This is a genomic window from Paenibacillus sp. FSL R5-0766 (assembly GCF_037971845.1).
Classification (GTDB): domain Bacteria; phylum Bacillota; class Bacilli; order Paenibacillales; family Paenibacillaceae; genus Paenibacillus.
Genome location: NZ_CP150227.1, coordinates 6626763 through 6653494, shown reverse-complemented (window position 1 = coordinate 6653494; position 26732 = coordinate 6626763). Strand labels below are relative to the sequence as shown.

Annotated in this window: 24 protein-coding genes; 17 read left to right on the top strand and 7 right to left on the bottom strand. The window is 45.9% G+C overall.

Features of this window, described 5'->3' with window-relative positions:
- The first annotated feature begins 233 nt into the window (after positions 1 to 233).
- Positions 234 to 911, top strand: coding sequence for a hypothetical protein (locus MKY66_RS28760; protein ID WP_076212188.1), 678 nt, complete (start codon positions 234 to 236; stop codon positions 909 to 911).
- Between the two features lie 75 nt (positions 912 to 986).
- On the opposite strand, the gene MKY66_RS28755 is transcribed toward MKY66_RS28760, so the two are convergent.
- The 3 genes from MKY66_RS28755 to MKY66_RS28745 form a co-directional block, all read right to left on the bottom strand.
- Positions 987 to 2063, bottom strand: a complete 1077-nt coding sequence (locus tag MKY66_RS28755) for a substrate-binding domain-containing protein (RefSeq protein ID WP_076212186.1) — start codon at positions 2061 to 2063, stop codon at positions 987 to 989.
- A gap of 140 nt (positions 2064 to 2203) precedes the next feature.
- A complete protein-coding gene (locus MKY66_RS28750) occupies positions 2204 to 3388 on the bottom strand; it encodes a glycosidase (RefSeq protein WP_076212184.1) in 1185 nt (394 codons plus the stop codon).
- A complete protein-coding gene (locus tag MKY66_RS28745; RefSeq protein WP_076212182.1) occupies positions 3385 to 4575 on the bottom strand; it encodes an AGE family epimerase/isomerase in 1191 nt (396 codons plus the stop codon). Before MKY66_RS28745 ends, MKY66_RS28750 begins: the two co-directional genes overlap by 4 nt.
- A gap of 224 nt (positions 4576 to 4799) precedes the next feature.
- Here MKY66_RS28745 and MKY66_RS28740 point away from each other — a divergent pair, with 224 nt between their 5' ends.
- From MKY66_RS28740 to nikE, 10 genes are all read left to right on the top strand, one after another.
- Entirely contained in the window at positions 4800 to 6113 is a 1314-nt protein-coding gene (locus tag MKY66_RS28740) for an extracellular solute-binding protein (protein ID WP_076212181.1), read from the top strand.
- Between the two features lie 196 nt (positions 6114 to 6309).
- Positions 6310 to 7197, top strand: a complete 888-nt coding sequence (locus tag MKY66_RS28735; RefSeq protein ID WP_036606603.1) for a sugar ABC transporter permease — start codon at positions 6310 to 6312, stop codon at positions 7195 to 7197.
- Positions 7198 to 7199: 2 nt separating this feature from the next.
- A complete protein-coding gene (locus MKY66_RS28730) occupies positions 7200 to 8033 on the top strand; it encodes a carbohydrate ABC transporter permease (protein WP_076212179.1) in 834 nt (277 codons plus the stop codon).
- 21 nt (positions 8034 to 8054) lie between these two features.
- Complete coding sequence (locus MKY66_RS28725; protein ID WP_179088534.1) at positions 8055 to 9092, top strand: glycoside hydrolase family 130 protein; 1038 nt, start codon at positions 8055 to 8057, stop codon at positions 9090 to 9092.
- Positions 9093 to 9293: 201 nt separating this feature from the next.
- Positions 9294 to 10229 carry a 1,4-beta-xylanase gene (locus tag MKY66_RS28720; protein WP_076212546.1) on the top strand — a complete coding sequence of 312 codons (936 nt, stop codon included), beginning with the start codon at positions 9294 to 9296 and terminating at the stop codon, positions 10227 to 10229.
- A gap of 300 nt (positions 10230 to 10529) precedes the next feature.
- A complete protein-coding gene (gene nikA, locus MKY66_RS28715; protein WP_076212542.1) occupies positions 10530 to 12164 on the top strand; it encodes a nickel ABC transporter substrate-binding protein in 1635 nt (544 codons plus the stop codon).
- A gap of 74 nt (positions 12165 to 12238) precedes the next feature.
- On the top strand, positions 12239 to 13183 hold the full coding sequence (nikB, locus tag MKY66_RS28710) for a nickel ABC transporter permease subunit NikB (RefSeq protein ID WP_076212175.1): 945 nt from the start codon (positions 12239 to 12241) through the stop codon (positions 13181 to 13183).
- Positions 13180 to 14010: a nickel ABC transporter permease subunit NikC gene (gene nikC, locus MKY66_RS28705; RefSeq protein WP_036606611.1), complete on the top strand. Its 831-nt coding sequence runs from the start codon at positions 13180 to 13182 to the stop codon at positions 14008 to 14010. The genes nikB and nikC overlap by 4 nt, the downstream gene beginning before the upstream one ends.
- A 38-nt stretch (positions 14011 to 14048) precedes the next feature.
- Positions 14049 to 14855, top strand: a complete 807-nt coding sequence (locus MKY66_RS28700; RefSeq protein WP_076212173.1) for an ABC transporter ATP-binding protein — start codon at positions 14049 to 14051, stop codon at positions 14853 to 14855.
- A gap of 161 nt (positions 14856 to 15016) precedes the next feature.
- Complete coding sequence (gene nikE, locus MKY66_RS28695; RefSeq protein WP_076212171.1) at positions 15017 to 15817, top strand: nickel import ATP-binding protein NikE; 801 nt, start codon at positions 15017 to 15019, stop codon at positions 15815 to 15817.
- Positions 15818 to 15902: 85 nt separating this feature from the next.
- Here nikE and MKY66_RS28690 read toward each other — a convergent pair whose 3' ends face one another.
- Positions 15903 to 16175, bottom strand: coding sequence for a hypothetical protein (locus MKY66_RS28690; protein WP_076212169.1), 273 nt, complete (start codon positions 16173 to 16175; stop codon positions 15903 to 15905).
- A gap of 18 nt (positions 16176 to 16193) precedes the next feature.
- Positions 16194 to 17576 (bottom strand): hypothetical protein, encoded by a 1383-nt coding sequence (locus MKY66_RS28685; protein WP_076212167.1) that lies wholly within the window; start codon positions 17574 to 17576, stop codon positions 16194 to 16196.
- Between the two features lie 106 nt (positions 17577 to 17682).
- Here MKY66_RS28685 and MKY66_RS28680 point away from each other — a divergent pair, with 106 nt between their 5' ends.
- The 5 genes from MKY66_RS28680 to MKY66_RS28660 all read left to right on the top strand — a co-directional run bounded on the left by MKY66_RS28680 (position 17683) and on the right by MKY66_RS28660 (position 23992).
- A complete protein-coding gene (locus tag MKY66_RS28680; protein WP_076212157.1) occupies positions 17683 to 18012 on the top strand; it encodes a hypothetical protein in 330 nt (109 codons plus the stop codon).
- Positions 18013 to 18182: 170 nt separating this feature from the next.
- Positions 18183 to 18833, top strand: coding sequence for a stalk domain-containing protein (locus MKY66_RS28675; protein WP_256704255.1), 651 nt, complete (start codon positions 18183 to 18185; stop codon positions 18831 to 18833).
- Positions 18834 to 19126: 293 nt separating this feature from the next.
- Positions 19127 to 19450, top strand: coding sequence for a hypothetical protein (locus tag MKY66_RS28670; protein ID WP_083657135.1), 324 nt, complete (start codon positions 19127 to 19129; stop codon positions 19448 to 19450).
- A 204-nt stretch (positions 19451 to 19654) separates the two neighbouring features.
- Positions 19655 to 20608, top strand: a complete 954-nt coding sequence (locus tag MKY66_RS28665) for a copper amine oxidase N-terminal domain-containing protein (RefSeq protein ID WP_076212153.1) — start codon at positions 19655 to 19657, stop codon at positions 20606 to 20608.
- A gap of 6 nt (positions 20609 to 20614) precedes the next feature.
- Complete coding sequence (locus tag MKY66_RS28660) at positions 20615 to 23992, top strand: DUF5704 domain-containing protein (RefSeq protein WP_339806533.1); 3378 nt, start codon at positions 20615 to 20617, stop codon at positions 23990 to 23992.
- A gap of 98 nt (positions 23993 to 24090) precedes the next feature.
- Here MKY66_RS28660 and MKY66_RS28655 read toward each other — a convergent pair whose 3' ends face one another.
- Together MKY66_RS28655 and MKY66_RS28650 are read right to left on the bottom strand one after the other, a co-directional pair.
- Complete coding sequence (locus tag MKY66_RS28655; protein ID WP_076216817.1) at positions 24091 to 24669, bottom strand: NAD(P)H-dependent oxidoreductase; 579 nt, start codon at positions 24667 to 24669, stop codon at positions 24091 to 24093.
- 311 nt (positions 24670 to 24980) lie between these two features.
- On the bottom strand, positions 24981 to 25571 hold the full coding sequence (locus tag MKY66_RS28650) for a TetR/AcrR family transcriptional regulator (RefSeq protein WP_076216826.1): 591 nt from the start codon (positions 25569 to 25571) through the stop codon (positions 24981 to 24983).
- Between the two features lie 172 nt (positions 25572 to 25743).
- On the opposite strand from MKY66_RS28650, the gene MKY66_RS28645 reads away from it, so the two are divergent.
- Positions 25744 to 26715: an aminoglycoside phosphotransferase family protein gene (locus MKY66_RS28645; RefSeq protein ID WP_179088594.1), complete on the top strand. Its 972-nt coding sequence runs from the start codon at positions 25744 to 25746 to the stop codon at positions 26713 to 26715.
- Positions 26716 to 26732: the final 17 nt, after the last annotated feature.

Here is a 26732-nt window from a genome sequence, read left to right as displayed (position 1 = left end):
TAGCTCCATATACAGTTTGGCGGGCCGCTTGAAAAGTGACTCCTTGTTAGGGTGGATCATCTCCAGCTACAGCATGTGTTGGTCTCCCCGGTGATCGTTGTAAATCTTTATTTATCTTCATTACCTTTGTGAGTAATTTATGACAAATTAACCATTTATACAAGTACGCCTTGTAATTTTACTTACCGGTAAATATAATTTATTAGAATTGACAATAAGGATGGTGAAGCAGCTTGGATGTATGGATATATTCCGCACTTACGCTTGTTTATTTGATACTTGTTGTTCGGATGGGCGTCGATTTAACCCAGAGGAAGCAATGGCTCGCGTATTCCAGTTTTCAGCTATTCGTAGCGTTCAGCTTGGCATATGACAATGGAATTATTGCTGTAGGTAATTTGATAGGGGATGGGGAAGTGTTAATGGTCCTCAGTAGCCTTCGATTTTGGCTACATGCCTTTGCTACCCCTACCCTTATTCTTGTTGGCTACCATATCTTGCGCAGCTCAGGTGCCAGGTTTGCCAATAGAAGTATAACGAGTGTGGTGGCATGGCTGATAACTTTAGGTTTGGTTATCTACCAGATTGTAGGTTTTACTTTATCCGAGGTTAAAAATCTCAAGGTTATAGAAGAGTATGGAGTACTGAGATATATGGCAGAAGGTCATGGAGGTCCGCCGATGATGGTGATCATCGTGGGGATTGTTCTGTTATTTGTTAGCCTGGTCGTTCTTTTCAAACATAAATGGGTATGGCTGTTTGTTGGGACTGCATTATTGTTTGCAGGGCAGTTAATCTCCCTGCCAGTGGAAACCGGTACTTTAACCAATGTGTATGAGTTGATCCTCATCCTCTCGATTTGGAGAACGACTACATTTTTGAAAAATTCAACAGATCATCGTCGTCGTTAAGCTCCGATGTATCAGAAAAGACTGGCCCGTAAGATAAAGGCCAGTCATCTGTGTTCCTATATTTCATTTTTTAATTCACATATTCATGGTATCTGATGAGGCAGGCACAGCACTCACCGAGTCACGATAGATGATGTTGCCTTTCACGTGTACACGGCCGAAACTGCGGTTTGGGTTGTCGACCTTTTTGAGCATGGACTGAACTGCCGTGCGTGCCATCTGTTCCACATCCACTTCAACAGTTGTGAGCTTGGGATCGGAGAGCATCGCATAGATATCATTATCAAAACCAACAACAGAGCATTGGCCAGGCACCTGAATATCCATGGAAGTCAGCTTCTGAACGAGCAGATGAGCGACCTGATCACAGTTGCATACAAAAGCGGTTGGCAGCTGTTCCGGCAGATCAATCTCAATAAACGTACCCCGTTCATCCCGATCATTCAGAACCAGATCCGGATTCATTGGCAACCGATGTTCCAGCAAGGATTTGTAGTACCCGAGGAATCGGTCCTGGATGCTGCTCGTGGAATACAGGTTCCCTACATAAGCAATGTTCCGGTGGCCTTGCTGAACCAAATAGTTCGTCAGCTCATAGGCAGCGTAAAAGTTATCGGTAACGACGGAATCGATGTCCGAATGTTCATCGTAGAAGTCGAGAAACATTTTGGGAACCTCCATCGATCGCACCAGTTCAATATACTCTTTGCTGATCTGTCCGAGCACAATGAAACCATCGACTTTGTTATCGCTGTATAGCTTGGGTAGCGTTAATTCTTCCTCATCCTCCACATTCAGAATGTGCAGAATACCGTAGTAGCCCTGTTCCTCCAGATGTTTGGTGATGCGTTGGAACACACGTACATAGAACGACTGCGTAGGCCCGGTAAAACGCTCCGGGATAATTACGCCAATATTATGGGTTAAGCCTTCCTTCATGGAACGGGCAGCAGCATTATACCGATAGCCCATTTCAACAGCAAGCACTTTAATTTTTTCCTTTAATTCGCCACTCACGCCATCTTTATCATTCAATGCTTTCGAGACGGTCACACTGCTGACCCCGAGCCTGTCGGCGATATCCCGCATGGTGATATTGTTCTTCAGTATGGTCGCCTCCTTCAAGCCGGTATAGGCACAATGTGCTGTCATTATGATGAGCGCTTTCCTCCAACATAATAACAATCCATATCAGTATACATCGTTACCCACTTGGAATAAAGCCATTCTGGCTGTTGTTTCGCTAATTTTCAGCACATTGCAGGTTTCTCTGAGAGGACGCTCTACCGATGTTACGTTAATTGTTTCTGTAAAAGCTTCTCATTCTGTTCAATCAGCTGACCCCGCTGGCTGGCACAGTCCAGGGAACGATACGGATCAGCCGGTGTATTGAACGTATAATCGACCAGTTTCTCCAGAGTCGTTGTTGCCACATGACAGCGGGTATCGCTGGAAGCGTAATAGATAAAGACTTCTTCCTTCTCATTGACCACAGCACCGTTGCAGAAAATAACATTGGACACATCGCCTACCCGCTCATCGTCATAAGGAGCAATGAAGTGGCCGCCCGGCTTGGCAATAATACGCGCCGGATCATTCAGATCCGTAGCGAAGGTGTATAACACGTAACGCAGGCCTGCTGCGGTGTTCCGAACTCCATGAGCAATGTGAATCCAGCCACGATCCGTCTTGAGCGGAGCGGGGCCTTGACCGTTTTTGACCTCATATACCGTATGATATTGCCGTTCGTCGATAATGGTCTCTTCATGAATGACAGGGTTCAAGATATCCTCACACAGACCAAAGGCGATTCCGCCGCCACTGCCTGTTGAGATGAAACCGTCCTGTGGACGGGTGTAGAAGGCATACTTTCCATCCACGAATTCCGGGTGCAAAACGACATTGCGCTGTTGAGGGGAATTCGTTGTGATGTTGGGCAACCGTTCCCAGCTTATAAGATCCCGTGTACGAACCAGTCCTGCCTGTGCAACTGCGCTGGATGTATCAAATGCAGGAGCATCAGGGTCTTTGCGTTCCGAGCAATAGATGCCATAGATCCAGCGATCTTCATGTTGAACGAGGCGCATATCATACTGATTGGTTTCATCCGCATCGATATCTTCCCAGACCAATGGTTTACCCGTGAAACGGAATCCGTCGATACCATTATCGCTCTCGGCGAGCGCAAAGATTGATTTGCGATCCAATCCTTCGGTACGAATAACCATGACGTATTTGCCATTGAAATAGATGGCTCCTGGGTTCAGTGTAGCGTTAATGCCCAGGCGCTCCATGAAATGCGGGTTCGTCGTCTCATCCAGATCGAATCTCCAATGCAGTGGTACGTGATGGCGAGTGATTACCGGATATTGGTACCGGTCATATACGCCGTTGTAGAAGGAAGAATTGATCTCATTAGGGCGAGTAAGCAGCTGCTCCTGTTTCTCCAGTAACTCCTTGTATTTCGGGTGTATCATTCTGATCCCATCCTCTCGATTAGTTCAATACAGAATCTGCTATTGTGATACGGGCATTTCCACGGTCCGGCAATTTCGCTCTGATCCGGTGTGCCGTTCCCATCAACCGACCAGTACCATTCCCCACCAGCGCGCTGATCAATGATGTTTTCTTTTGTATAGGTCCACAAGCGCTCCACTCTCTCCAGAAACATTGGATCACCTGTACGCTGATACGCGTTATAGAAACCGACCATCGCCTCGGCTTGAACCCACCAAATTCGCTTCTCATCGATATGTTCACCTTCTTGTTCATTTAACAGGGAACCATCTTCATTCACGGCTACATTGGAGATGTTATAGGCGATATCCGTTACCATTGCCGCATACTCCGGATGTTGTTCCATCCCTAGAACTTTCAGTGCTTCGTCAATCAGCCAGCTGGCTTCAATGTCATGTCCGAACGAGCGCAGGTCAATGATGGATTCCCAATGTTTGTTGAAAAATACCCCGAGAAACTTGGTGTCTTGGTCATACACGCGTTCATACAAAATTCCGAGCAGGCGTTCCAGCGCCGCCTTCACTTGTTGATCCGGCCACACGCGATAGAGCGTGGTGTAGGCCTCCAGCACATGGATATGCGTATTCATTGTGTAGTCCGCAATAACCCCATTTTCGCTCAGCATTTCATTGGGCTGTTCCTTCCATGTGCGATCAAATTGTTCCTTATACGCAGGTAGTTCGGCATCCAGACCTTTGTCCTCGATTAGAGCAAAAAGCGTTTTCGCAAGTTCTAATGCAGAAGCATCCCCGGTAGCACGATAGTACTCACTGAGTGAATAGACGCCGAATGATTGCGTATACACATGTTTGCTCGTATCCAGCGCTTCCCCTGTGTAATCTACCATCCAGTACATGCCGCCATATTCGGTATCCATCACATGATCGGCGAGAAAACGGTATGCATGTTCAGCATGCTCACGCCATCTCTCGTTTCCGGTAACCCGATACGCTGCTGCAAAAGACCAGAGTTGTCGTGCTGTGGCGATCCCGCCTTTGGGTGCCTGTTGATTAACCTGAAGATCATTGCCCACCCAGCCATAGAACCCACCGTGGGTTGTATCTTTAAGGTTGGACCAGAAGGGTAAAATCTGCTTCTCCCAATGCGCCTTAATTTCAGATTGAAGTTCGATTGTTTTTGTATTCATAAGTGAGCGCTCCTTCAAAATAGTGCATCAATCTAATTAAATTAAGTTAACGGTAACTTTATTAAATAATATTAGTGCCCTGAAAAACAGATGTCAACGACATGCATCGCAATTTTTATTGTTAAGTTATAAATAATTTAATTGACAGGTAAGCGTTACCATAATAGAATTCATTTTGTAACCTTAACGATAACTTAATTTATTTAAGAGAGGAGCCGAAACAATTGAGAAAAAACAAAGGTTGGATGATGTTGCTGACGATGCTGCTCATCACTTCACTACTTGCTGCATGTTCATCCGGAGGTGGATCTTCGCAGGCAGGGGAGGAGATCAGTACAGATCCGGCAGATATCAAAGGTGAAATAACCGTTCTGACGCAACGGACAGATATTGTGGATACCGTGTTCAAAGACTACGCTGCTGAGTTCAACAAGGAATATCCCGATGTGAAAGTAAATTTCCAGGCACTGGCCGACTACGAAGGACAAGTGAAGATCCGTATGAGCACCAAGGATTATGGTGATGTACTGATGATCCCGACCAGTGTTCCGATCGCAGATATCCCAGACTTTTTCGAGCCGCTCGGCACGTACGATGAATTGAAAGACAAATACACCGCCATTGAAGAACGCATGGTGGATGGTCAGGTCTACGGTATCCCTACCGTGATCACGTTCTCCGGGATCATTTATAACAAACAGGTCTTCAAAGACGCAGGCATTATGGAAGTTCCCAAAACACCGGAGCAATTCCAGGCTGCGCTTCAACTGGTCAAAGACAATACAGATGCGGTTCCGCTCTACACCAACTATGCATCCGGCTGGGCTCTCACGCAATGGGAATCGGATCTGCCAACCGTTGCAGGCAGTGTGGATTACGTTAACGTGGATCAACCGAACACAGATGAGAACTTTGTGCCTGGTCAGCCGCACTATGAACTATATAAAGTGCTCTATGATGCAGCCAAGAACGGTCTAATCGAGAAAGATCCAACAACAACCGACTGGGAAAGCTCCAAAGCAGATCTTGCCAAAGGCAAAATTGCCACAATGGCACTGGGCTCTTGGGCCATCACACAGATCCAAGGCATGACGGATACCCCGGACGACATTGGATTCTTACCTTTCCCAACCAATGCTAGTGAGGTTGTGGTTCCGCTCTCCGCCGACTATAACATCGGCATGAACGTAAACAGCGAGAACAAACCTGCTGCCAAAGCTTGGATTGACTGGTTCCTGGCGAAATCGAACTACGCAGTTGAACAGGGCGGCGGTATGGATGCAGCCAAGAATGCTGAATTACCACCGATTTTGGATCAATATAAAGATGTGAAATTCTCCACACTCACGCCTGCCAAAGAAGGTCAGGAAGGTCTGGTCGACAAGATTGATAACGAAGGCGAAATCGGTCTCTGGCAGCCTGACTTCAAGAAACGCATTATCGAAGCAGGTATTGGGAACCGCAAGGAATCGTATGACGACATCATGAAAGATCTGAACGACAAGTGGGTCAAAGCAAGAGCAGAACTCACAAAATAATTGGATTAACGTAAGTGGATCAGGTGATGAATGGACTGCGGGGATATAGGAATCCATATATGAATGGAGCATGGAGTATGTGGTATTTGAAAGCATGATACCCATGCTCTTTCCCCGGCAGTTATTCCTCCGGAATTCCATTGGACGGGAGTCTTTCGATATATAGGCGGGAAAACCGCTTGGAGGTGTGGAGAGCATGAAGTACTTAAAACTTTCGAATTGGGGCTACTCAGCGCAACGCATATTTATCATCTGTGCCTTCTCAATTATTCCGCTGGCGTTGCTGTTTACATTTGCATACTTACCGGTCATCAACATGTTCAAATACAGTTTCACCGATTGGAACGGATACAGCAAAAGGTTTGATTATGTTGGCTTTGAGAACTATACGCGTATCTTCAGTGATCCCGAATACTTCAAAGTATTTATTGTCAGCTTGTACTACTTCGTGGCTACGTTCTTACAGATGGGCTTGGCGCTTTACTTTGCCACCATTCTGAGTTTCAAAGTTCGAGGCAAAAACTTCTTCAAAGGCATACTGTTTTTCCCTTATTTGCTGAATGGGGTAGCCATCGGTTTTATTTTCCTCTTTTTCTTCAAACCGGACGGTACACTCGATATGCTCATGCATGCTGTCGGGCTGGGACAATACACACAGCTCTGGCTCGGTAATCCCAATATTATTAACGTGTCACTCGCAGGTGCCTCGGTATGGAGATACATGGGCTTCAACTTTATCATTTTCCTGGGTGCAATCTCCTCCATTCCAAAGGATGTGTATGAAGCATCCGATATTGATGGTGCCAATCGCTGGCAGCAATTCCGCCACATCATCCTGCCAAGCATTACACGCATCCTGCAGCTCAACCTGATCTTGGCGATTAGCGGCGCAATTAGTGCGTTCGATATTCCATATATCATGACCGATGGTTCCAACGGCAGTATGACATTTGTAATCCAAACGGTTCACTTGGCGTTTAAATACGGCAAGCTGGGACTGGCATCCGCCATGGCTGTGGTGCTGCTCATGATCGTTATTCTCGTTACGCTTGTGCAGCGCGTCACCATGAAAGGGGAGGAATAAACGTGACACAACTCAAATACACCCTTGCGAGCGTGGTTAAATATGCTTCCCTGGTGCTTGCGGCGTTTATCGCGCTGTTACCCATCGTGTTCATCCTGTTTGCATCTCTCAAAACCAATGCGGAATACGCTACCAGCAGTCCGCTTGCCCCGCCAGCCAACTGGCTGAACTTTGCGAACTATACGAAGGCTTTTGTGGATGGCAACATGTTGGTCGGTTTCAAAAATACGATCATTATCCTGATCATCTCCATTATAGGTGCAACCTTAACGGGTTCCATGATCGCGTATGTGTTGGATCGTTTCAAATTCAAAGGCAAGAAAATCATGGTCGCGGCATTCCTGCTCGCTACGCTGATTCCAAGTGTTACAACACAGGTCGCTACATTCCAGATCATCAACGCGCTCGACCTGTTTAACACACGCTGGGCGGCCATCGTGATGTATCTGGGTACAGATATCATCGCGGTTTATATTTTCCTGCAGTTCCTGGGCTCCATCTCAAGTGCACTGGATGAATCCGCCATGCTGGATGGCGCGTCGTACTTCACGATCTACTGGAAAATCATTCTGCCACTGCTGAAACCGGCCATTGTAACGGTCATTATCGTGAAGGGTGTGAACATCTATAACGACTTCTACACACCGTTCCTGTACATGCCAAAGACCGATCTACAGGTCATATCCACCGCCTTGTTCAAATTCAAGGGACCGTTCGGATCGCAGTGGGAAGTGATCAGCGCCGGCATCATGATCGCCATTATTCCAACCATGATCATCTTCCTGTTGTTACAGAAGTACATCTATAATGGCTTCGCGCAAGGCTCAGTTAAATAAAATCCGAAGGGAGAAATGAAAATGTCAGTTGCTGAAACGAAAAACGTACACATTGTTGGGGACGCTTTACCGAATATGCCTTGGGAGGAAAAACCGGAGGGAACGGAAGGCCCGGTATGGAGACACTCGGCGAATCCGGTGGTTCCGCGTAACCCGGTCAAAGGCATTGCCCGCATTTTCAACAGTGCTGTTGTACCGTATGAAGGAAAATTCATTGGGGTATTCCGTGCTGAAACTGTTAATGGACGTCCACACCTTCACATGGGCGCAAGCGAAGATGGTCTGGAGTGGACAATTGAAGAGGAACGCATTGCATTTGTGGATGAGAATGGCGATCCATTTATGCCGAACTATGCGTACGATCCACGTTTGGTCAAAGTCGAGGATACGTATTACATCATCTGGTGTACAGACTTCTACGGCGCAGCACTGGGCCTGGCCAAAACAGATGACTTCAAAACATTTGTCCGCCTCGAAAATCCAATGCTGCCGTTCAACCGTAATGGCGTGTTGTTTCCACGCAAAATCAACGACAACTATGTAATGTTGTCCAGACCAAGTGACAGTGGACATACGCCATTCGGAGACATTTTCCTGAGCGAAAGCCCGGATCTTGTGTATTGGGGCAAGCACCGTCATGTGATGAGCAAAGGCGGCCAAGGCTGGTGGCAATCGGTTAAAATTGGTGGCGGGCCTGCTCCGATCGAAACGTCCGAAGGTTGGCTGATGTTCTACCACGGCGTCACGGGAACCTGTAACGGATTGGTATATAGCATGGGTGCGGTCATTCTGGATCTGGATGAGCCGTCCAAAGTCAAATATCGTTCCTCCAACTTTGTGCTGACACCGGAAAAATGGTATGAAGAACAAGGTTTCGTTGATAACGTCATCTTCCCATGCGCAACACTGCATGATGCTGATACCGGACGTATCGCCATCTATTACGGGGCTGCCGACACGTATGTGGGTGTGGCGTATACGACCATCGAAGAGATCGTGAACTATGTGATCGAGACGGACGAGGTTATTGCAGGTGACCGCGAGGAAGGCAAGCTGTAATTGTAGTAAAACCTAAAAAAGTTAATTCACACACTAACGGAGAGTGTAGAACCAATCTGAAGAAACGGAGTGTTCGCATTTATCAACGGATTTTACCCTTTTTAAAGGGAATCAGAAAATCTGGGGATAACGGCGATCGGAAGATGGTACTGCACTCGGAGTGACAGGAACGGTGAAAGGGGCTTTACAGTGCAAACATATATGGATTACATCAAAGGATTTACATTTGGCTGGATGAGTGGCAGGGGCGACTTCCGCAAGCCGGAAGCCAAAGAGTCTTTGCGTCTGATGGCCGAACGTACAGGCAGTTCACATGTTATTTTTGCACTGGCCGCACATCAGGGTCATCCGCAGGCGGTAGAAGTGAAGTATCGGGGTGAACATCTGGTCGAGGATGATGAACTGGTCGACATGATTCGTTATGCCCGTACACTTGGGCTGCGTGTCATTCTGAAACCAACCGTCAACTGCACCGATGGCACGTGGCGTGCACACATTAACTTTTTTGATATCGATGTGCCGTGTGAGCCAAAGTGGAAGGATTGGTTCCGCAGCTACACAGAATTTCAGAAGCATTATGCAGCGATTGCAGAGCAGGAAAAGTGTGAGATGTTCATTGTAGGCTGTGAGATGGTGCAATCCGAGCGTCGGGATGAAGAGTGGCGCGAGGTGATCAAAGGTGTGCGTGAAGTGTACACGGGACTGGTGTCATACAACACGGACAAATATCAGGAAGATCATGTGAAATGGTGGGATGCAGTGGACGTGATCTCTTCCAGTGGGTATTACCCCATCGGAGACTGGGAGGCACAGCTGGATCGTATTGAACAGGCGATTGCTCCTTATGGCAAACCCTTTTTCTTCGCGGAAGCTGGTTGTCCCAGCCGCAGCGGATCAGCCCACGTACCAAACGATTGGGGGCTGGAAGGTGAAGTCAGCGCGGAGGAACAGGAGCATTTCTATGAAGCCATGTTCCGGCATGTCAGTCAGCGTGACTGGGTACGCGGATTCGGTCTGTGGGATTGGAGCGCACATCTACACGCGGAGAAGGATGCGCTGACCGATGACGGATATGGAGTGTACGGCAAGCCAGCGGAGCAGGTAATTCGTCGGTTCTATGAGGGCATCACTGTATAAGTTTAAACGAGAAACAAGAAGGCGTATGAAGATGGAATTCAGTAGTATATCTGCATATGTACTATCGTGATTTCCATGCTGTGAGCAAGGAATAACAGATTATTGTGGAACTTATTTTTGCAGTTGCGATTCATATGCAGGTCGAGAGGCTCTTCCTCCTATAGGAAGGGCTTTTTTGGCTATTTTAATAACAACACATACCATGTCGAATTTTGTTGACAAAAGGAGGTCTCCTGCCTATTCTTAATGGATGAATATGATAATCATTATCATAAAATAGAGAAAAGGGGTTCAACATCCATGTCTGTACAACATCGCAAATCTTCAGCCCTTACACTGGCAACTATGCTCTTGTTGTTATTCGTTATTGTGGGTTGTAGCAATACAGGAAGTGGAGATGAATCCTCATCTGCTGCTTCGGATCAAACATCTACGAAGTCGATTACGATGTCATGGCCACGTGATATCGGTACAATGAATCCGCACACGTACAATCCTTCGCAATTATTTGCCCAATCCATGCTCTATGAGCCGCTGATCAGTTACCAGATGGACGGAAAACTGGAACCTGCGCTGGCAGAATCATGGACCATCTCCGATGACGGCAAAGTATATACATTCAAGCTTCGCCAAGGTGTGAAATTCTCAGATGGTACGCCATTTAATGCTGAGATTGTGAAAAAGAATTTTGACGCTGTAATGAAAAATAAAGACACACATAGCTGGCTGGGCATTGTAGGTGTGCTCGACAAGACGGAGGTTGTGGACGATCAGACTTTCCGCATGACACTCACAGAGCCGTATTATCCTGTTCTTCAGGACTTGTCGGTGGTTCGTCCTTTCCGCTTCCTGGGTGAAGCCGGATTCCCGGATGACGGAGATACATCCCAAGGCATCAAAGAGCCGGTTGGAACGGGCCCGTGGATGCTGGCTGAATACAAGCAGGACGAATATGCCGTCTTTAAACGTAACCCGAATTATTGGGGAACAGCACCGAAGGTAGATCAGATTACGGTTAAGATCATTCCTGATGGGGAGACCCGTGTCCTTGCTTTTGAAAAAGGCGATCTCGACTTGATCTATGGTGAAGGTATGATCAGTCTGGATGCATTCCAACAACTTCGTGACAACGATGAGTATGTAACCCAACTGTCTGATCCGGTAGGCACTCGCAGCTTGCTGCTGAACTCTTCCAATCCAAAGCTGTCCGATGTCAGAGTGCGGATGGCGCTCCAGCAAGGGTTTAACAAAAAGGCGATGGTGGAAGGCGTGACTTCCGGTTTGGAAGAACCAGCCGATACCGTATTGTCCAAAAACTATCCGTATACCAATGTAGACTTGGAACCGATCACGTATGACGTGGAGAAATCCAAAGCTTTACTGGATGAAGCGGGTTGGAAGTTACCGGCTGGTGGTACGGTTCGTGAGAAAGATGGTCAGCAGCTTGATTTCGAGATGATTTTTGACAAGACGGACCCGATTCAGAAAGCGATGGCTGAGACCATTCAGGCAGAATGGAGTGAGCTTGGGGTTAAGGTAAAACTCACTGGGCTGGAACTTACGGTTCAGATCAAACGTCTAAAAGCCAATGATTTCGACCTGTATTTCTGGTACAACTATGGCGCGCCGTATGATCCACATTCCTTCATTAATGTTGTGGCAAGCCCTGGATTCGGGATTTCCGAGACCCTGAGTGCGTTGCCGATGAAAAAGGAACTGGACGATCAGGTGCATGCAGCCCTGTCATCTACAGACGAGACGAAGCGCCAGGAGTTATATGGCTCCATCCTGAAAACACTTCAGGAGCAATCGGCGATCGTACCGATCTCTTATATTAAGAAAATGGCTGTTTATCAGAAGAAAATTTCCAACTTTATTTTCCCGGCGAACCGTGATGAAAATCCGTTTGTGGGTATTGAATTAGGCAATCAATAAGTCGTAATGACTTTAATTTCGGAGTGGTAAGGCCTTGGAAAGGTCATGTAGCTTGATAAAGGGAGGAATGTTTGGTGATCGGTTATATTGGTAAACGAATGATCGCGATCATTCCTATCGTTTTTATCGCTACACTTGTTACCTTTGCGCTTATTCATATTTCACCGGTTGATCCAGCCGAGGCTTATCTGACAGCTGCTCATATCTATCCAACACCTGAGTTGCTTGCGCAAAAACGGCATGAGTTCGGTCTGGATCAGCCTTTATTAACCCAATATGTGCATACGATTCAGAAGATTGCCAAGCTCGACTTCGGAACTTCGTATCTCACCAACAAACCCGTATGGGATGAAGTGAAACTAAGGATTCCCGCTACGGCTGAACTAGCCTTCTGGAGTATGCTGTTATCAATTTTGGTGAGTATACCTTTGGGAATACTGGCGGCGGTGTATAAGAATAGCTGGATTGACATGGTCAGCCGTGCGATTTCCTATTTTGGAGCGTCGATTCCGCAATTCTGGCTCGGTTACCTGCTGATCTTCTTTTTCTCGGTGAAGCTGGACTGGCTGCCTGTGGAGGGACGTGGATCGTGGGAGAATCTGGTTCTGCCTACGATTACACTCTCCATGATCCTGATTGCGGTCTACACCCGATTGTTACGTTCCAGTGTACTGGAGCAATTGCAGGAGACATATGTACAGTACGCAAGAACACGCGGGATTCGCGAACGAGTGATTATGCTCAAGCATGTCCTGAAAATCGCCATATCGCCCCTTATTACGGGGATGGGGATGAGTATGGGCAAGCTGCTCACAGGCACCATTATTGTAGAGCAGGTGTTTTCCTGGCCGGGGTTCGGACGTTATTTTGTCGATGCGATATTTAACCGGGATATTCCCGTTATTCAATGTTATGTCTTCCTGGCGGCCTGCCTGTTCATCGTATGCAATCTGCTCGTTGATCTGGTGCAGCTCGTTATGGACCCACGGATTTCAGCGAAAGGACGGGCAGAACATTGATAAACAAATGGCGTGCGGTATTTAAAGGACAGAGAGCCATCCAGATCTGCTCGGTGATCATATTGCTTTTCTTCGTGATCGCGTTATTAGCCCCATGGATTGCTCCTCATGACCCGGTGAAGGTGAATCTGTTGCAGAAGCTGGCGAGTCCATCGCTTGAGCATTGGCTCGGAACGGATCATCTGGGACGCGACAATCTCACCAGGCTGATGTATGGAGCGCGGGTGTCGCTCGGATTTGCTACCCTGATCTTCCTATCATCTTTGCTCATTGGTGTCATTGTAGGTTCAATCTCCGGTTACCTTGGTGGTTGGGTGGACAGTCTGTTGATGCGCTTGTGTGAAGGCATTATGGCGTTTCCGAATCTGGTGCTGGTGCTCGGTATTGTAGGGATCTTTGGTCCAGGTCTGATGCAGGTGCTTCTAGCACTCATGATGGTACAGTGGGTGTATTATGCACGTATCTGCCGGAACATGGTCGTTAGTCTGAAAGAACGGAACTTCATCGCAGCGGCGCGGATTAGCGGCTCCTCTTCTTGGACGATTATTCGGAAACATATCATCCCCAACGTGCAGCGTCCGATCGTTGTGATGGGTACGCTGGAGATGGGGTGGGCGATTATGGATATATCTGCTCTGTCCTTCCTGGGACTCGGTATTCAACCCCCGAATGCAGAATGGGGCGCCATGATTCATGAAGGGACGGGTTACATTCGCAGTCATCCGGAGTTGATGATCTATCCAGGGGCATTGATTCTGCTCGTCGTCATTACGTTCAACATTTTGGGAGAAGCGTTATCCGAGCGTTATGGTATAGCAAAAAGGTAGTGGTTCGGAACCAAAGGCATATGGAGGTGAACGTAACGATGGATGATGCAGCGAAAGTACTCGAAGTTCGTGGTCTGCAAGTGAATCTTAGAACAGCGGAGGGTTCAGTCCCGTTACTGGAGCCTATTGATTTCGAATTAAAAAAAGGTCGTGTCTTCGGTCTCGTCGGTGAGAGTGGCAGCGGCAAGACCGTTACGTGTAACGCGTTGCTCCATCTGCTTGATCCGCGCAGGATGGAAGTGTCGGGCAGCATCCGTCTGAATGGACGGGAGCTTGGCTCGTTGTCAGGCGAGGAGATGCGGCGCATCCGGGGCAAGGACATCGGATTTATTATGCAGAATCCGATGAATGCTTTTACACCCGTATATACGATTGGATCTCAGTTCATTGAAACTTTGCGTACGCATTCAGGAATGTCCAAAGTAGCAGCCCGAGAGCGGACTATTGCTGCCTTGGCAGATATGAACTTGCCCGAACCAGCTAAACTGATGAAGCGATATCCATTCCAACTGAGTGGCGGCATGTTGCAGCGGGTGATGATCGCCATATCGATGTGCCTGCGACCCGCCTTGGTTATTGCTGATGAACCAACGACGGCACTGGATGTCGTGAATCAGTTCAAGGTGCTTCAGGAATTGGATCGGTTACGTACCGAATACGGAACATCCATCCTGCTCATCTCTCACGATCTGGGTGTGATCTCGCAAATGGCGGATGAAGTCGCGGTCATGCAGAAGGGACGAATTGTGGAGCAGGCGGATGTTTACCAACTGTTCGACCACCCGCAGCATGAGTATACCCGGATGTTGTTAAATGCCAGGCCAAGTATGTCTTTAGGACGATAGCGAATGACTGATGAGATGAATCGTTCCGTGAGTGTATGCGTAGAGCGGGTATGAACTGTATTTTGAGTGGGTAGTCGTAGGGGTGGAATGGGCATGGTGATGTGTAGATTCGGCCTCTTCGGAGATTGCTTCTGCCAAGTACAAGAGAGGAGGATGACCTGATGCTTCAGGTACGTGAAATAAGCCATAGCTATGGCAAACGTAATTGGCTGGATCGTTCAGGAGCGCGTCCTCCTGTGCTGGCAGACATCTCGCTTACGATTGAAAAGGGTGTGTGTCTGGGACTGCTGGGTACGAGCGGGGCTGGTAAAAGTACCTTGGGCAAAATCATTCTTGGTCTGGAGAAGCCCAGCCAGGGTCAGGTTTTATTTCAAGGTCAGGATATTTATCGATCCAGCAAACCCGTGCTTAAGGGATTACGGCGTGATCTGCAGGTTGTGTTCCAGGACTGTTATTCGGCTGTGAATCCACTCATGACTGCCGCGCAGATCATCGGTGAGCCACTGGATAATTATGAGCGATTGTCGGGAAAAGAACAACTTCGTGTGGTTGGACAACTGCTTGAGCAGGTTGGGCTTACACCTGAGGATGGGAGCAAGCTTCCGCACCAGTTCAGCGGTGGGCAATTACAGCGAGTTAACATCGCACGAGCCATTGCGCTCAAGCCAAAGTTAATCGTACTGGACGAATCAATCAGCAGCCTGGATATGGTGCACCAGACGCAAATCCTATCCTTACTGGGAGAGTTAAGAGCATCCTACGGGTTGTCTTACCTTTTTATCACACATGACATTCGAGCTGCCATGACGATCTGTGACCGCATTGCCGTGATGGATCAGGGAAAGCTGGTATATAGCGGTGATGCCGGGGATTCGGTAATGCAGTCTGATCATCCGGCTGTCCAGCAGTTGGTTACAGCTATTTTGCCTGAGCATCCCTCGGGTCGTATTTCGTTTAAATGAATTTTTTATAGTGAAGGAGGCTCCTTACCATATCGGTGGTAGGGAGCCTCTTTTTTACATCCTTATTTATCAGTTTAGTATTATCCTAATTTCCCCGATCTGCACGCTCCATACGATATGTATACTTCACAAGCTCAATCTGTTGCTGCTTGAAATCTGCAATCCATTCTCCTAAAATGTTCTGGAAACGATCCATCTTTCTTCGCAATTCTTCTGCAGATTTACCTTTCCAATCTCCAATACTTTCATCAATGGATCTTACATGACGTTTGTTAGCTTCAAGCATATCCATTAAATCATTGATTTCCTTCTCGGCATTCATCAAATCAACTAATTCTACAACAATGCTCCGTGACATATGCTTCGTCGCTCCTTTTTAACCCTCGTCGGCTTGTCTGAAATCTTCCGCTTTTTGATTAATATACTCTGCAATGACATGTGCTTCTTCTTCATACCAGCGGCTAAATTTGTGCAAATCACTTGTTAACCGATCGACAATAGGTTCAAGAGAGCGGCTATCACTGGACTCAATAAGTCTGAGAATGGCATTGGTTGCTGTGGGGAGGCTAGATTGAAATTCATTTACATGCTGCTGCATTTTTTGTCCAGCTCTTTGAAGATTCTCTAGTGAGAGTTGGATGGTAACCCCGGCACCGGCAGCAGCCATTTGTCCAAGAGGTCCTAGGTTGGCACCATACTTTTCAATTAATTTATTTACGGTATCCTTCATTTTTTCATTGGCAAGCAGGGTATTTATGTATTCCGTGTATCTTGGATTTCCACCAATTACTTCACCATCTCGTGTATAAAGTGTATTTGTAATAAAGCCATTCTTGTCAAACTTGAAGTTCTCCAGGCCGTGGGCCTTTTCTCCACCGAAAGAATTGAATAATTTTTCCCCCATGCCTTGAGTACCTATTGGGAGTGTAGTAGATACAAAAGTGATATTCTTCCAAAAGGGTGTGGAAATACCCGAAGAAGTACCGCTTGATTTGGATATTATAGGTATAGTGATTTGAACATATCTATTATTTGCTTCCTCGTACGTCTTATTAATCATGATTGTATTGGCTGCATGCCGCGTCGATGAATTGAAAAAACCTGCTCCAACACCATCTCCTGGGTTGACATAAGCTGTGTTTTTTTTGTCATATTCTCCGGCATCTATTTTCTTCAGGATATCATCGGAGACAACTGCTCGAATGCTAGCTGGGTTGTATGTAGTGGATGACAGGTTGTTTCTAACAGAGACGTATTGAGCAAGCGCTCCTCCCAGTGAATGTCCTGTAGTAGAAATTTCTGCTTGTGGGTATTCTTTTCTAACGGATATGTATAATTGATCTGCCTGATAGAATTGATTATTTTCATACTGAGAGTTAGGACCATATACTTGAGGAGATATAAGTTTTTTTTCAGCCTCATTTAAATTCGGGTTGTTATGGACACTTGTCCACTGTTGTTCTGCGTATTTGGTACGTCCCCCAATTACGTCTTTAATGTCCGTTCCGTAGTCTGTTATCACGCTCTTAATGGGGCGGTCAGGTGGCTCAGTTCCTCTGTAACCAATGATGACTTGATCCGTTTTTTTATTATAGAAAACTTCAGCATGAAATCCACTTTTCTCGTCATTGAGCATACCTGAAGGTTTGATTACTTTCCAGTCAGTGCTATTCTCAAGTGAAGACTCAGATGGGATATCACTTTTATAAACTTCCTGAGATATGGAGTGGTAGGTTTCATCACTAATAAAATTACTCATTTGGACACACCTTTTTTGATATTTATTCTGAATAAAAGTAGTATTATTTTACCATATGAACTAAACTGTACATAGTATTATTTTACCATAAATTGAGGTGGTTTCTTTGAAATACAGAAAGTTTTTTATTTTTTTATTGGTCCTTATTAGTATACTTTTTATATATAGTAAGATATCAGAGACAAAAAAACAGGCATTATATGAAAGAGCAGTACCTATCGGTCAAGCATACTTTATGAAATATTATGGTGCAAATATAATTTTCACAAAGTATGAATTAAATACTCCTGTTACAGAGGATATTGTTCTGTATGGTTACGTAAAAGAAGATCAACAGATACATGTATCTCTCTCTATTAATATCAATACATTTGAACCAAGAAATGCAATGGGGCCGCACGATTTCATAATAAAGCGTAATCCGCCGTTGGAATAATGCAAATGGTGGTCGTATTTCTCCAAGTTTGTATGATATTTAGGATTTGTTAGACCTATGCAAAGAAAAAAATACTGGGAAGTGAAAGTGAGAAGAAGTACATATGGAAAGCAGAAGCAGAGGGATTTAGATAATGAAGAAACTGTTTTTAGGCTGTAATAGCGAGTATATTGACTGTAAGCATGATAGGTTCGGAAAACAAAGCATTTGCAGCTGTGAAGCAAAACCGGACTTTCGTTCCCCTGCGTCTGGTGAGTGAAGGTCTTGGCCAGAAGGTCGAGTGGGACAAGATTGGCCGTTGGGTCTGGACCGGGAACAAAGACTTCCGGAGTACAGATGATAAGGAATTCAAACTGACGAAGCTAAATGATTTCAAGGCGTATACCAAAAGCGATGTATACTTCAAAAACATAAAGTATAAAACCTTTTCAGGAGTTAAGATCATCAAGGAAAGTGACCTTCCAATCCAGTTGGGCGACAGCCAAGTAGTCTATAGCATTGATATGATTAAAAGCAAAGTAACTGGTGAAAATTTAGTTCAGATTCGCAGTAATCATAGAGGTAATCCTATTGTCTTTTTGAAGAAAAATAATCATGTGAAGGGTCGCGGCGTTATCGACGTATCTTTTGTAAATAACGGCGATAAAACGGGGATGAACCATTATCCAGTGATCAGTGAGTCTGATAAGTTTCAAAATGGAGAATATATTTCAAATTATCAGGACTGGATGAATTTTAAAATTACACAACCCGACTATATTCTACTGGAAGATGGCGACTTGGAAGATTACGCTGTAGCAATCGTCAATCCATTCAAGTAGGGGCTGATCAAGATGAAACGAACGATTAGTTCCTTAATAAGTCTGGTACGTATAATGTCCTCTGGTGCTTGTTATACTCACGCTTCACCCAGGTAAGGCAAAAGCAACCGTACACTCTATTAGTTCAAACAGGTTCTTACAAGACAAGGGTATTCCCGATCTGTATTACTTTGTCGGGATGTTTATTACGAAGTTTGGAGGGATTCAGAGGAAAGTGGACATGTGAAGGTTATCCTTCTGGATCTAAGGTTCCGAACAAAGAGATAATAGACCAATAAAGAAGGTAGTATTAAATGAGTGCTAAACTGAAGACTGTATTGATAATATTTGCGTCTTTAGTCTTATTGGTGAGTGGATGTGCAATTACATATCAAGTGAAAAATAATAATATTGTTAGAAAGGCCACTCCCATAGGAATTGAATATTTTAAAAGTGAGTATAATATTACCGTTAAATTTACAGATTCTCAGGTTTTTCCGGGTTATATAAATTCGAAGGTGGTGTTGTATGGGTATGTGAAGAACGATATTAATCAAAGAATTTCTATTGCAATTGACTATAATACTCATGAAGTTGAACATGTGGGTGGGCCAAAGTGGTTGCTTCAATCTGAATAACTTTCTTTGGGAAGAGTGTCAGGGTGATGGAGAAGAATATTATTTTGAATTCTTATACCTATATTACATGAGGATTTAATAGTGAAATATTATTACTATTTCTAATTTTTGTTTGATACTTAGGATTTTTTATACCTATGCAAAGAAAAAGCTACTGGGAAGTTAAAGTGAGAAGAGTACATATAGAAAGCAGGGATTTAGATAATGAAGAAACTTTTATTAACTGTATTAGCAAGTACATTGACTGTAAGCATGATAGGTTCGGGAAACGAAGTAGTTGCAGCTGCAAGCACTCCGAAGCAAGTAGAGGTATTGCTGAATACCGTTAAAATGAAATTTCCAGATGCGAAGCCATTCCAGGATGGCCAAGGTAGCGTTATGGTTCCAATCCGATTTATATCAGAAGCCCTGGGTGCAAAGGTGGCATACTCGAAGGTTGGCAAAGTTTCCAAGGTCGGGATCATCAGCAAAGATCATAAAGTGGACATGACGATCGGGCAAACTTCAGCCCTCGTCGATGGCCAGAAGAAGGACTATGGTACGCAAATCATTCTGAAGCAAAACCGGACTTTCGTTCCGCTGCGTCTGGTGAGTGAAGGTCTTGGCCAGAAGGTAGAGTGGGACAAGATTGGCCGTTGGGTCTGGATCGGGAACAAAGACTTCCGGAGTACAGATGACAAGCAGTTCAAGCTTACGAAGTTGAGTGATTTCAAGGCGTATACAAAAAGTGATGTTATGTTCAAGAATATTAATGATGAGAAGTATTCAGGCGTAAAGATCATCAAAGAAAGTGACCTTCCTATCCAGTTAGGAAATAGCCAGGTGGTATATAGTATGGAAGTAATCAAAAGTGCAATCACGGGAGATGATGAAGTTCAGATTCGTAGTAATCACAGAGGAAACCCTATTGCCTTTTTGATCAAAAATAATCATGCAAAATCGCGTGGAGTCATCGACGTAGCTTTTATTGACAATGGTGACAAAACAGGGCTGAATTACTATCCAGTTGTGAGTCAGTCAGATAAATTTCAGAATGGAAACTACATTCAAAACTACACAGACTGGATGAATTTTAAAATTACTCAAGCTGATTATATTCTTCTTAGGGATGGCGATCTCGACAATTATGCCGTAGCGATCGTTAATCCGTTTAAATAAAGGGTCATGGTCTTGATGAAAAAGGCGATCAGTTCCCTATTAAGTCTAGTAATTATTTTATCTTCTGTGCTTGTTATATTCACGTATCACCCAGGAAAGGCCGAAGCAGCTGTCCACTCTATTAGTTCAAATAGGCTCCTGCAGGACAAGGATAACCCAAATCTGTATTACTTTGTAGGGATGGTATACTACGAAGTTTGGAGTAATTCAGCAGGACAATGGACAGGTGCTGGTCATCATCCAGACTCAAAGGTTCCAAAGGTAGATGGCGGAACTTATGAATTTACGTTCGGATCGAACAGAAAGGTTAAAAACATTACGGTCGAACAATTCAAATATGAATGGAAAGCTGCTGACGGTACAAAACTTGGTGACTTAACCTTTGAAAAATCTAGGACAGGCGAATTAAGAGAAAACCCAAAACAATATTATCAGAATGCCACATCAAGTAGAGACTACGATAATTATGATGATACACCTGTTAATGGAAAGGGAACAAACAAAGCATCTAAAGAAGTATTCGTACTGGATGGTATCTTGAAAGCAAAAGTGGAAGCCGTTAACAGAAAGGAAGAAGAAAGAAGAAAAAATGGTACTGTTTTCTCGCCAAACGTAGAAGGCTGGCGTTACTATTTCCCTACTCTCTTCAAGATTGAACTCGAACCAGCTGAGGGCATGGCTATTATTCAGCACTTTGATACAAAAGGTAATCCGTTAGATGGTGTTGATGGGTTTAGAGATAAGGAAATAAAGTTAGAGAAGGGTATAGACTATAGGTTCTCTCATACAGCCCCAGGCGAAAAATATACATATGAAGGTCACAAGAAGAGTACTCGGGAAAAGCCAAAAGTGACGGGCGGTTCTCGAACTGCTGGAGACCCAGCAGGGTTCAAATATGATGGCAAGTTTCCAACATATTATGTCTATTACTACTACAGACTAAAAGTTCCAGATGATGATCCGGACGAACCAGATAACGTCTGCACCACGCCGGAGCCTGGACAGATGATGGACGGTGAGGACATGGACCCAGCTGTGACAGCTGTAATTAAGGCTGATCAGCGAGGTAGTGAACCGTTCGACGTGCTGAAAGGCATTCCGACATCGGAAAGTCTGTACGGGAATGTCTTTAGCCGAGATTACCAGTTCGAAAATAAATTCATACAGATGACAGGAACGTGTACATATACCGTCGAGGTGGAACAGACATGGACCTTAACTTGGACCGAAGAGGAGACTACAACGGGTGAGGATGAGGAATCTGAGACCGTTCGGACACCGATGAGGGATACCGAAGTGGTGCCCAGCTCATACACTGTGATCCGACCGTATGCGTATTGGACGATTAACAAACTTAGTGTCTACAACATCGAGGAAGCGACATTAGAAAACTATGCTTTTTACGGGGAGCAGATTACAATTACTCCTTCTGGATACACCCCGCCCGAGTTTCAGGCGGATACAACGGGAGACTTCTACCCGGCACCACCGCCTGACAAGCAGCAAGGGCCTGCTCGAAGCAAGGATGGCGGAACGAGCAGGCCGTCTCCAGATTCGGAGAATCTGCAGGATGTAGCGGAAGCTGCTGTTCCTGATGTGCAGGTTGAAAATGATTTTCTAGTGTTCCAGGGCCAGACCATCATGGATAAACAGCGTACGGACAGGGAAGGACCACAGCCTGGTCAAATTCCTGCACCGGTGGAAATCGGGAAAGATGTATTGTACAGTCCGTACAACTACATTCCGACCGAGAAGACAAATAAGAAAGATCAACCCAGCACAGGTCAGATCCGTTATGTTCTGGCCGATGGAAGTATTGATGCCGAAGAAGAAGAACTGGAGTACGAAATCTACGGGATTAACACAGTCACTGTTCATACGCCAGTCGTGAACTATTCCCTTGTTTCAGACGATCAACCTTATAATCAGAAAACGATACCGAATATGGAGCGATCTGCCCTTATTTTGGAGCGGCCGTTCACAGTCCGTATCCCCACGAGCGGACAGCATTTGGATGTCAACTCGTATCCGGGATATGGGGATCGGGATTATGCCAAATATTATCGAATCAAACAGGTGCGGTTTCCGTTTGACGTGTACAGTGCCGACCGGACACAGTTTTACCCGCGGAGTACGTGGATTGATATTCCGGTGTACGTGCTCGATACCACCTTTTATCTGCCTGTATGGGTAGACGAAGGAGATTACCAGGTGGAGTTCCGCAATATTGCAGAGAATGCACCTGCCGACTTTGAATCGATGTCCAGGAGCAATGCTCAACCCGATGCCAATACAGATCTAACCTATCATCTGGCCAGCGACGAAGTGTCCGTGGAGGTCATTGGGAGGTTATACGACTTTGAAATCACGGACATTGCAGACTACAACTGGGAGCTTGTTTTCCGGCGGTTTAAGGGTAGTATTGCCACAACCTGGATCAGTTATTGGACGGGAACGCAGGGCATCGACGGTGACAAGCGAGGGAACAAACCGCAGTTCACCGTACCGATTCGCCCAGGCAGTCATCCGCTGCAAGGGTATCAGAATGTGGCTGTGAAGACGGGATATCACTTTAAGTTTGATTTCAAAACCAAGGGCAATATGTTCGGGCCCAGAGACGGCATTCGCCTGACTCCGACCTTTGATTTTGTCAGCAAAGACGGGAAAACACGCGTTCCGGTAGATCTGTATTACTCGACGAACCAGCGAAGTTTTATTCGTATTGGTTCAGCAAAGGATCAAGTCAAGCGGTTTGTCATTCTCAATGATCGGTTACGTCAAGTACCTTCGGAACAGCTACGAGATACGGCGACCTACAAATATAATCGCTATGGCGAAATTCATCCAGGGATGATGAGTGAACGGACGTATCAGGAGTATTATCGGGATAAATTTACGAAGATGAAAACCCCTGTAGGCGGATACAGTCTATTGCTGATGCCAGAGCAACTGCGTACGTTTATCGGACCCAAAACGAATATTCCGACGAACGCAAGTGCGGATGTGCTTCGTGCGAATGCAGCTATTCAGCAGTGGTATGGAGAGTATAGTCTACCTGCCGAGCCTTACGTGGTTCAAGCAGGAACCAATCTGGCCGAGTATGGGCGTACCCATGGTGGTTTGGATGCAAAGTCACCGATCTTCCTGAAAAATGGTTATATCGTGGTCAACTTTAACTTGGAGTCCATCCAGGAAGGGAATCTGAAGGCTCCGCATCTGCAATATATCCATGCACCGCTGATGAACCAATGGTTGCTGGAAGGATTTCAGCGTCAAGTCGAAGATAGCTACGGCAACTCGTTCACTTTAAGGGACGGAGACGTGGTGTTCTACAATGCCGATCGTTCCAGCCGAGATGATTTCAGTGCACAGGTGCCGCACTAAGTAGTAGGAAGAGTACAATAACAAGAAGGCGATTCTTACTTTGGTAAGTATCGCCTTCTTGTTATTTAACCAAATTAACGTTGCAAAAAACTATCCAGTTACCCCATCTTCCGCCCAAGCTGCTCAATCTTATCAAGCCAATTCTTTCTCTGTTCATCTGACTTTTTACCAACTTGATCTACAGGTGTTATCCGCACAGGTTTGATGCCAGTCAGTGCAAATGTGGAGATCTTCATCATTTTATGTGCGGGCTCACCCTGGAACCATTTGAAATACCAGCTTGGGCCATCCATGGTAGTGATCATACGGGCGGTGCGGCCTTTGAGCAGTTGATCCGGGAATGGTTTTCCTTTCTGATACTTGAAGGCGTAACCTGGCATAAAGATTCGGTCAACGAAACCTTTTAGCAGGGCAGGTGGTCCTCCCCACCAGATTGGGAATACCCATACAAGATGCTCAGCCCACTTAATCGCTTCTTGGGCCTCCAGCAAATCTGGTTCAAGTGGAAGTTTATTACGATATCCTCCCTCCAGATTCATGTTGAACGCCAACTCGTTCAGGGTGATCATGCGGACGTCGGCACCCGCCTGCACCGCACCTTTACGGTAAGCTTCGGCTAGTGCGCCGTTGTAACTGGGGGAGACGGGATTGCCTTGAATAATTAATATTTTTTTCATGGAAGATGACACGTCCTGACTATTTTAGTTAATGAACACTAACCTCATGTGCAAAAAGAAAAGGTCACGTGTGACCCGGTAATCCATTCGTATATCCTAATGGTATGCTGACGATTCTCTTTTAGAAGTTGTTCAAAAGTCCGCTTTTGATTACAAATCATGCCTAGCGGCATCATCAGCATCGAAGATGGGATTCAGCTGAAATAAGCGGAAACTTACGAAGGTTGTTTCCTTTCGGAAACAATGTAGTTGCTCACGTCGTTTTCCCTACGCTCCGCTAATCCATTTCTAGCTTCATCCCATCTCCATTGTTACTCCTGGGGTACCTGTCCTAACATCGATGCAAGTCTGTGAACCGTTTCCCCCGTATAAGGTACCAACAGCTCCGGTAGTTCACCTTGCATACTGGAGACCGCCATACGTGTAATTGCACCGATCACCAGCACGGCTGTAAGCCGTGAATCCTGCTGAGGCAGTTCACCCCTCATCATTCCCTGATCGATCAGATCCATTAACGCATCCAACGGCTGACGGTAATCCTCGCTGCTTCCAGCTTCAATGAATATTTCATGATTCTGTGAAATCAACAGCAGTCCGTAGGGATCTTCATCATGCAGATGGAGAACCTCGGTAACCAGTTGCTTGAAGCGTTCCAACACGGGACCTTCCCGGCGAACATACCCGTCAATCAGTGCAGTATAGTCGACACAGTATTGGGTGAAGGCTTCCAGGGCAACGGCATCTTTGTTTTTAAAATGTTTGTAGATCGCCGCGTCGGTTACTCCGGCGGCATCACCGATCTCTTTGACGGATATGCCGTCAACGCCTTTGGTTGCGAACAAGCGCATCGCCGCTTGTAGGATATCTTTCTTTTTGCTATCCACATGAGATTTGTTTTTCATGATTATATAGTAAGTGATTACTAACCAAAATGCAACAGGCACTTTTGAAACTCTGAATTGAGACACTGAATAAGCGCTTACGACGAAAGCTTGCAGGCTTGTGAGCGGCAACGTATGATGAATAGAAATCATAATCGGAGCGGTAGCGAGAACGAAATGGATGGTGGGTAGCGTGAATGAAGAGTTGGATGCATACAGCTGGGTGACGCCCGAAGGAATGCTGAATGTTCAATATATAACAAGCCGCGAACAATTGTATAAAGGAATGAACGGAAGATATGTGGAGCGATTCACTGTTTCTTCCGGTGAAAGTTATATTTTCAAACCACTGACGAATCCTGCGCAGCATGGACGGGAACGATGGATGTACGAGCGTGTGATGTCTGGTCTACCTCCAATCTATCCGCAACTCATTGCAGCGTCGGATCTTACCATTGCTCCAGCAAAGAGCTGGATGATCTACGAGGATCTGGGGCAACTGGTGCATGATTCGCAAGAAGCGACGATGCTCGGTGTAGCGGTACAGATGGCGGCTTGGCATGCGCTACCTGTTACGAATTGGAGCGAACTGCCTCGCGTGGGGCAGAAACCGTCCATTCGCACAATGTTGGATGAGTTGCAAATGCATAGGCAATCTACCGATGAACTGTTATCCAGATTGGATATGCAGCTATCCGCATCCGTTTGGGACAAGATCACTAGATTGATCCTCACGGCAGAGGAAGAACTACCAACCGTTTTGTGTCACGGAGACCTGCATCCAGGTAACATGGCTGAGGTGGACGGCAGACTGGTCATCTTGGATTGGGAGCATGCCCATCTGAATACACCGCTGTGGGATATAGTTCACCTAGTTGATCTCTCGCATCCGCTGTTTCCCAGAACGGTTACGCCTGCATTGCGAGAGCGGGTCATGGATGTTTATTTGGACAAACTGGGGAGCCTGGGCATGCAGATTGAACGGGTTTCTTTTGCAGGATGGTACTATGCCTATGCTATTGTATTCTCACTCTGGATGCTGCGTTTGATTGATGGTGACCTGAGAAGTGAGGAATGTGTGTGGCCGAAGAAACAGTTGCGTAACCAGTGGTATGAGACGGCAGCGACGCTGGAACAGTGCATGAAGCACATGGGTGAGGAATAGAAATGAGGGGTGAGAAG

What these genes read in the sequence shown, in the direction of transcription:
- MKY66_RS28735 (WP_036606603.1), top strand. Translation starts at nt 6,310, where the DNA reads ATGAAGTACTTAAAACTTTCGAATTGGGGCTACTCAGCGCAACGCATA.
- nikA (WP_076212542.1), top strand. Translation starts at nt 10,530, where the DNA reads ATGTCTGTACAACATCGCAAATCTTCAGCCCTTACACTGGCAACTATG.
- MKY66_RS28655 (WP_076216817.1), bottom strand. Translation starts at nt 24,669, where the DNA reads ATGAAAAAAATATTAATTATTCAAGGCAATCCCGTCTCCCCCAGTTAC.
- MKY66_RS28690 (WP_076212169.1), bottom strand. Translation starts at nt 16,175, where the DNA reads ATGTCACGGAGCATTGTTGTAGAATTAGTTGATTTGATGAATGCCGAG.
- MKY66_RS28725 (WP_179088534.1), top strand. Translation starts at nt 8,055, where the DNA reads ATGTCAGTTGCTGAAACGAAAAACGTACACATTGTTGGGGACGCTTTA.
- MKY66_RS28720 (WP_076212546.1), top strand. Translation starts at nt 9,294, where the DNA reads ATGGATTACATCAAAGGATTTACATTTGGCTGGATGAGTGGCAGGGGC.
- MKY66_RS28700 (WP_076212173.1), top strand. Translation starts at nt 14,049, where the DNA reads ATGGATGATGCAGCGAAAGTACTCGAAGTTCGTGGTCTGCAAGTGAAT.
- MKY66_RS28660 (WP_339806533.1), top strand. Translation starts at nt 20,615, where the DNA reads ATGGTCTTGATGAAAAAGGCGATCAGTTCCCTATTAAGTCTAGTAATT.
- MKY66_RS28670 (WP_083657135.1), top strand. Translation starts at nt 19,127, where the DNA reads ATGAGTGCTAAACTGAAGACTGTATTGATAATATTTGCGTCTTTAGTC.
- MKY66_RS28745 (WP_076212182.1), bottom strand. Translation starts at nt 4,575, where the DNA reads ATGAATACAAAAACAATCGAACTTCAATCTGAAATTAAGGCGCATTGG.
- MKY66_RS28665 (WP_076212153.1), top strand. Translation starts at nt 19,655, where the DNA reads ATGAAGAAACTTTTATTAACTGTATTAGCAAGTACATTGACTGTAAGC.
- MKY66_RS28750 (WP_076212184.1), bottom strand. Translation starts at nt 3,388, where the DNA reads ATGATACACCCGAAATACAAGGAGTTACTGGAGAAACAGGAGCAGCTG.
- nikE (WP_076212171.1), top strand. Translation starts at nt 15,017, where the DNA reads ATGCTTCAGGTACGTGAAATAAGCCATAGCTATGGCAAACGTAATTGG.
- MKY66_RS28685 (WP_076212167.1), bottom strand. Translation starts at nt 17,576, where the DNA reads ATGAGTAATTTTATTAGTGATGAAACCTACCACTCCATATCTCAGGAA.
- MKY66_RS28755 (WP_076212186.1), bottom strand. Translation starts at nt 2,063, where the DNA reads ATGACAGCACATTGTGCCTATACCGGCTTGAAGGAGGCGACCATACTG.
- MKY66_RS28650 (WP_076216826.1), bottom strand. Translation starts at nt 25,571, where the DNA reads ATGAAAAACAAATCTCATGTGGATAGCAAAAAGAAAGATATCCTACAA.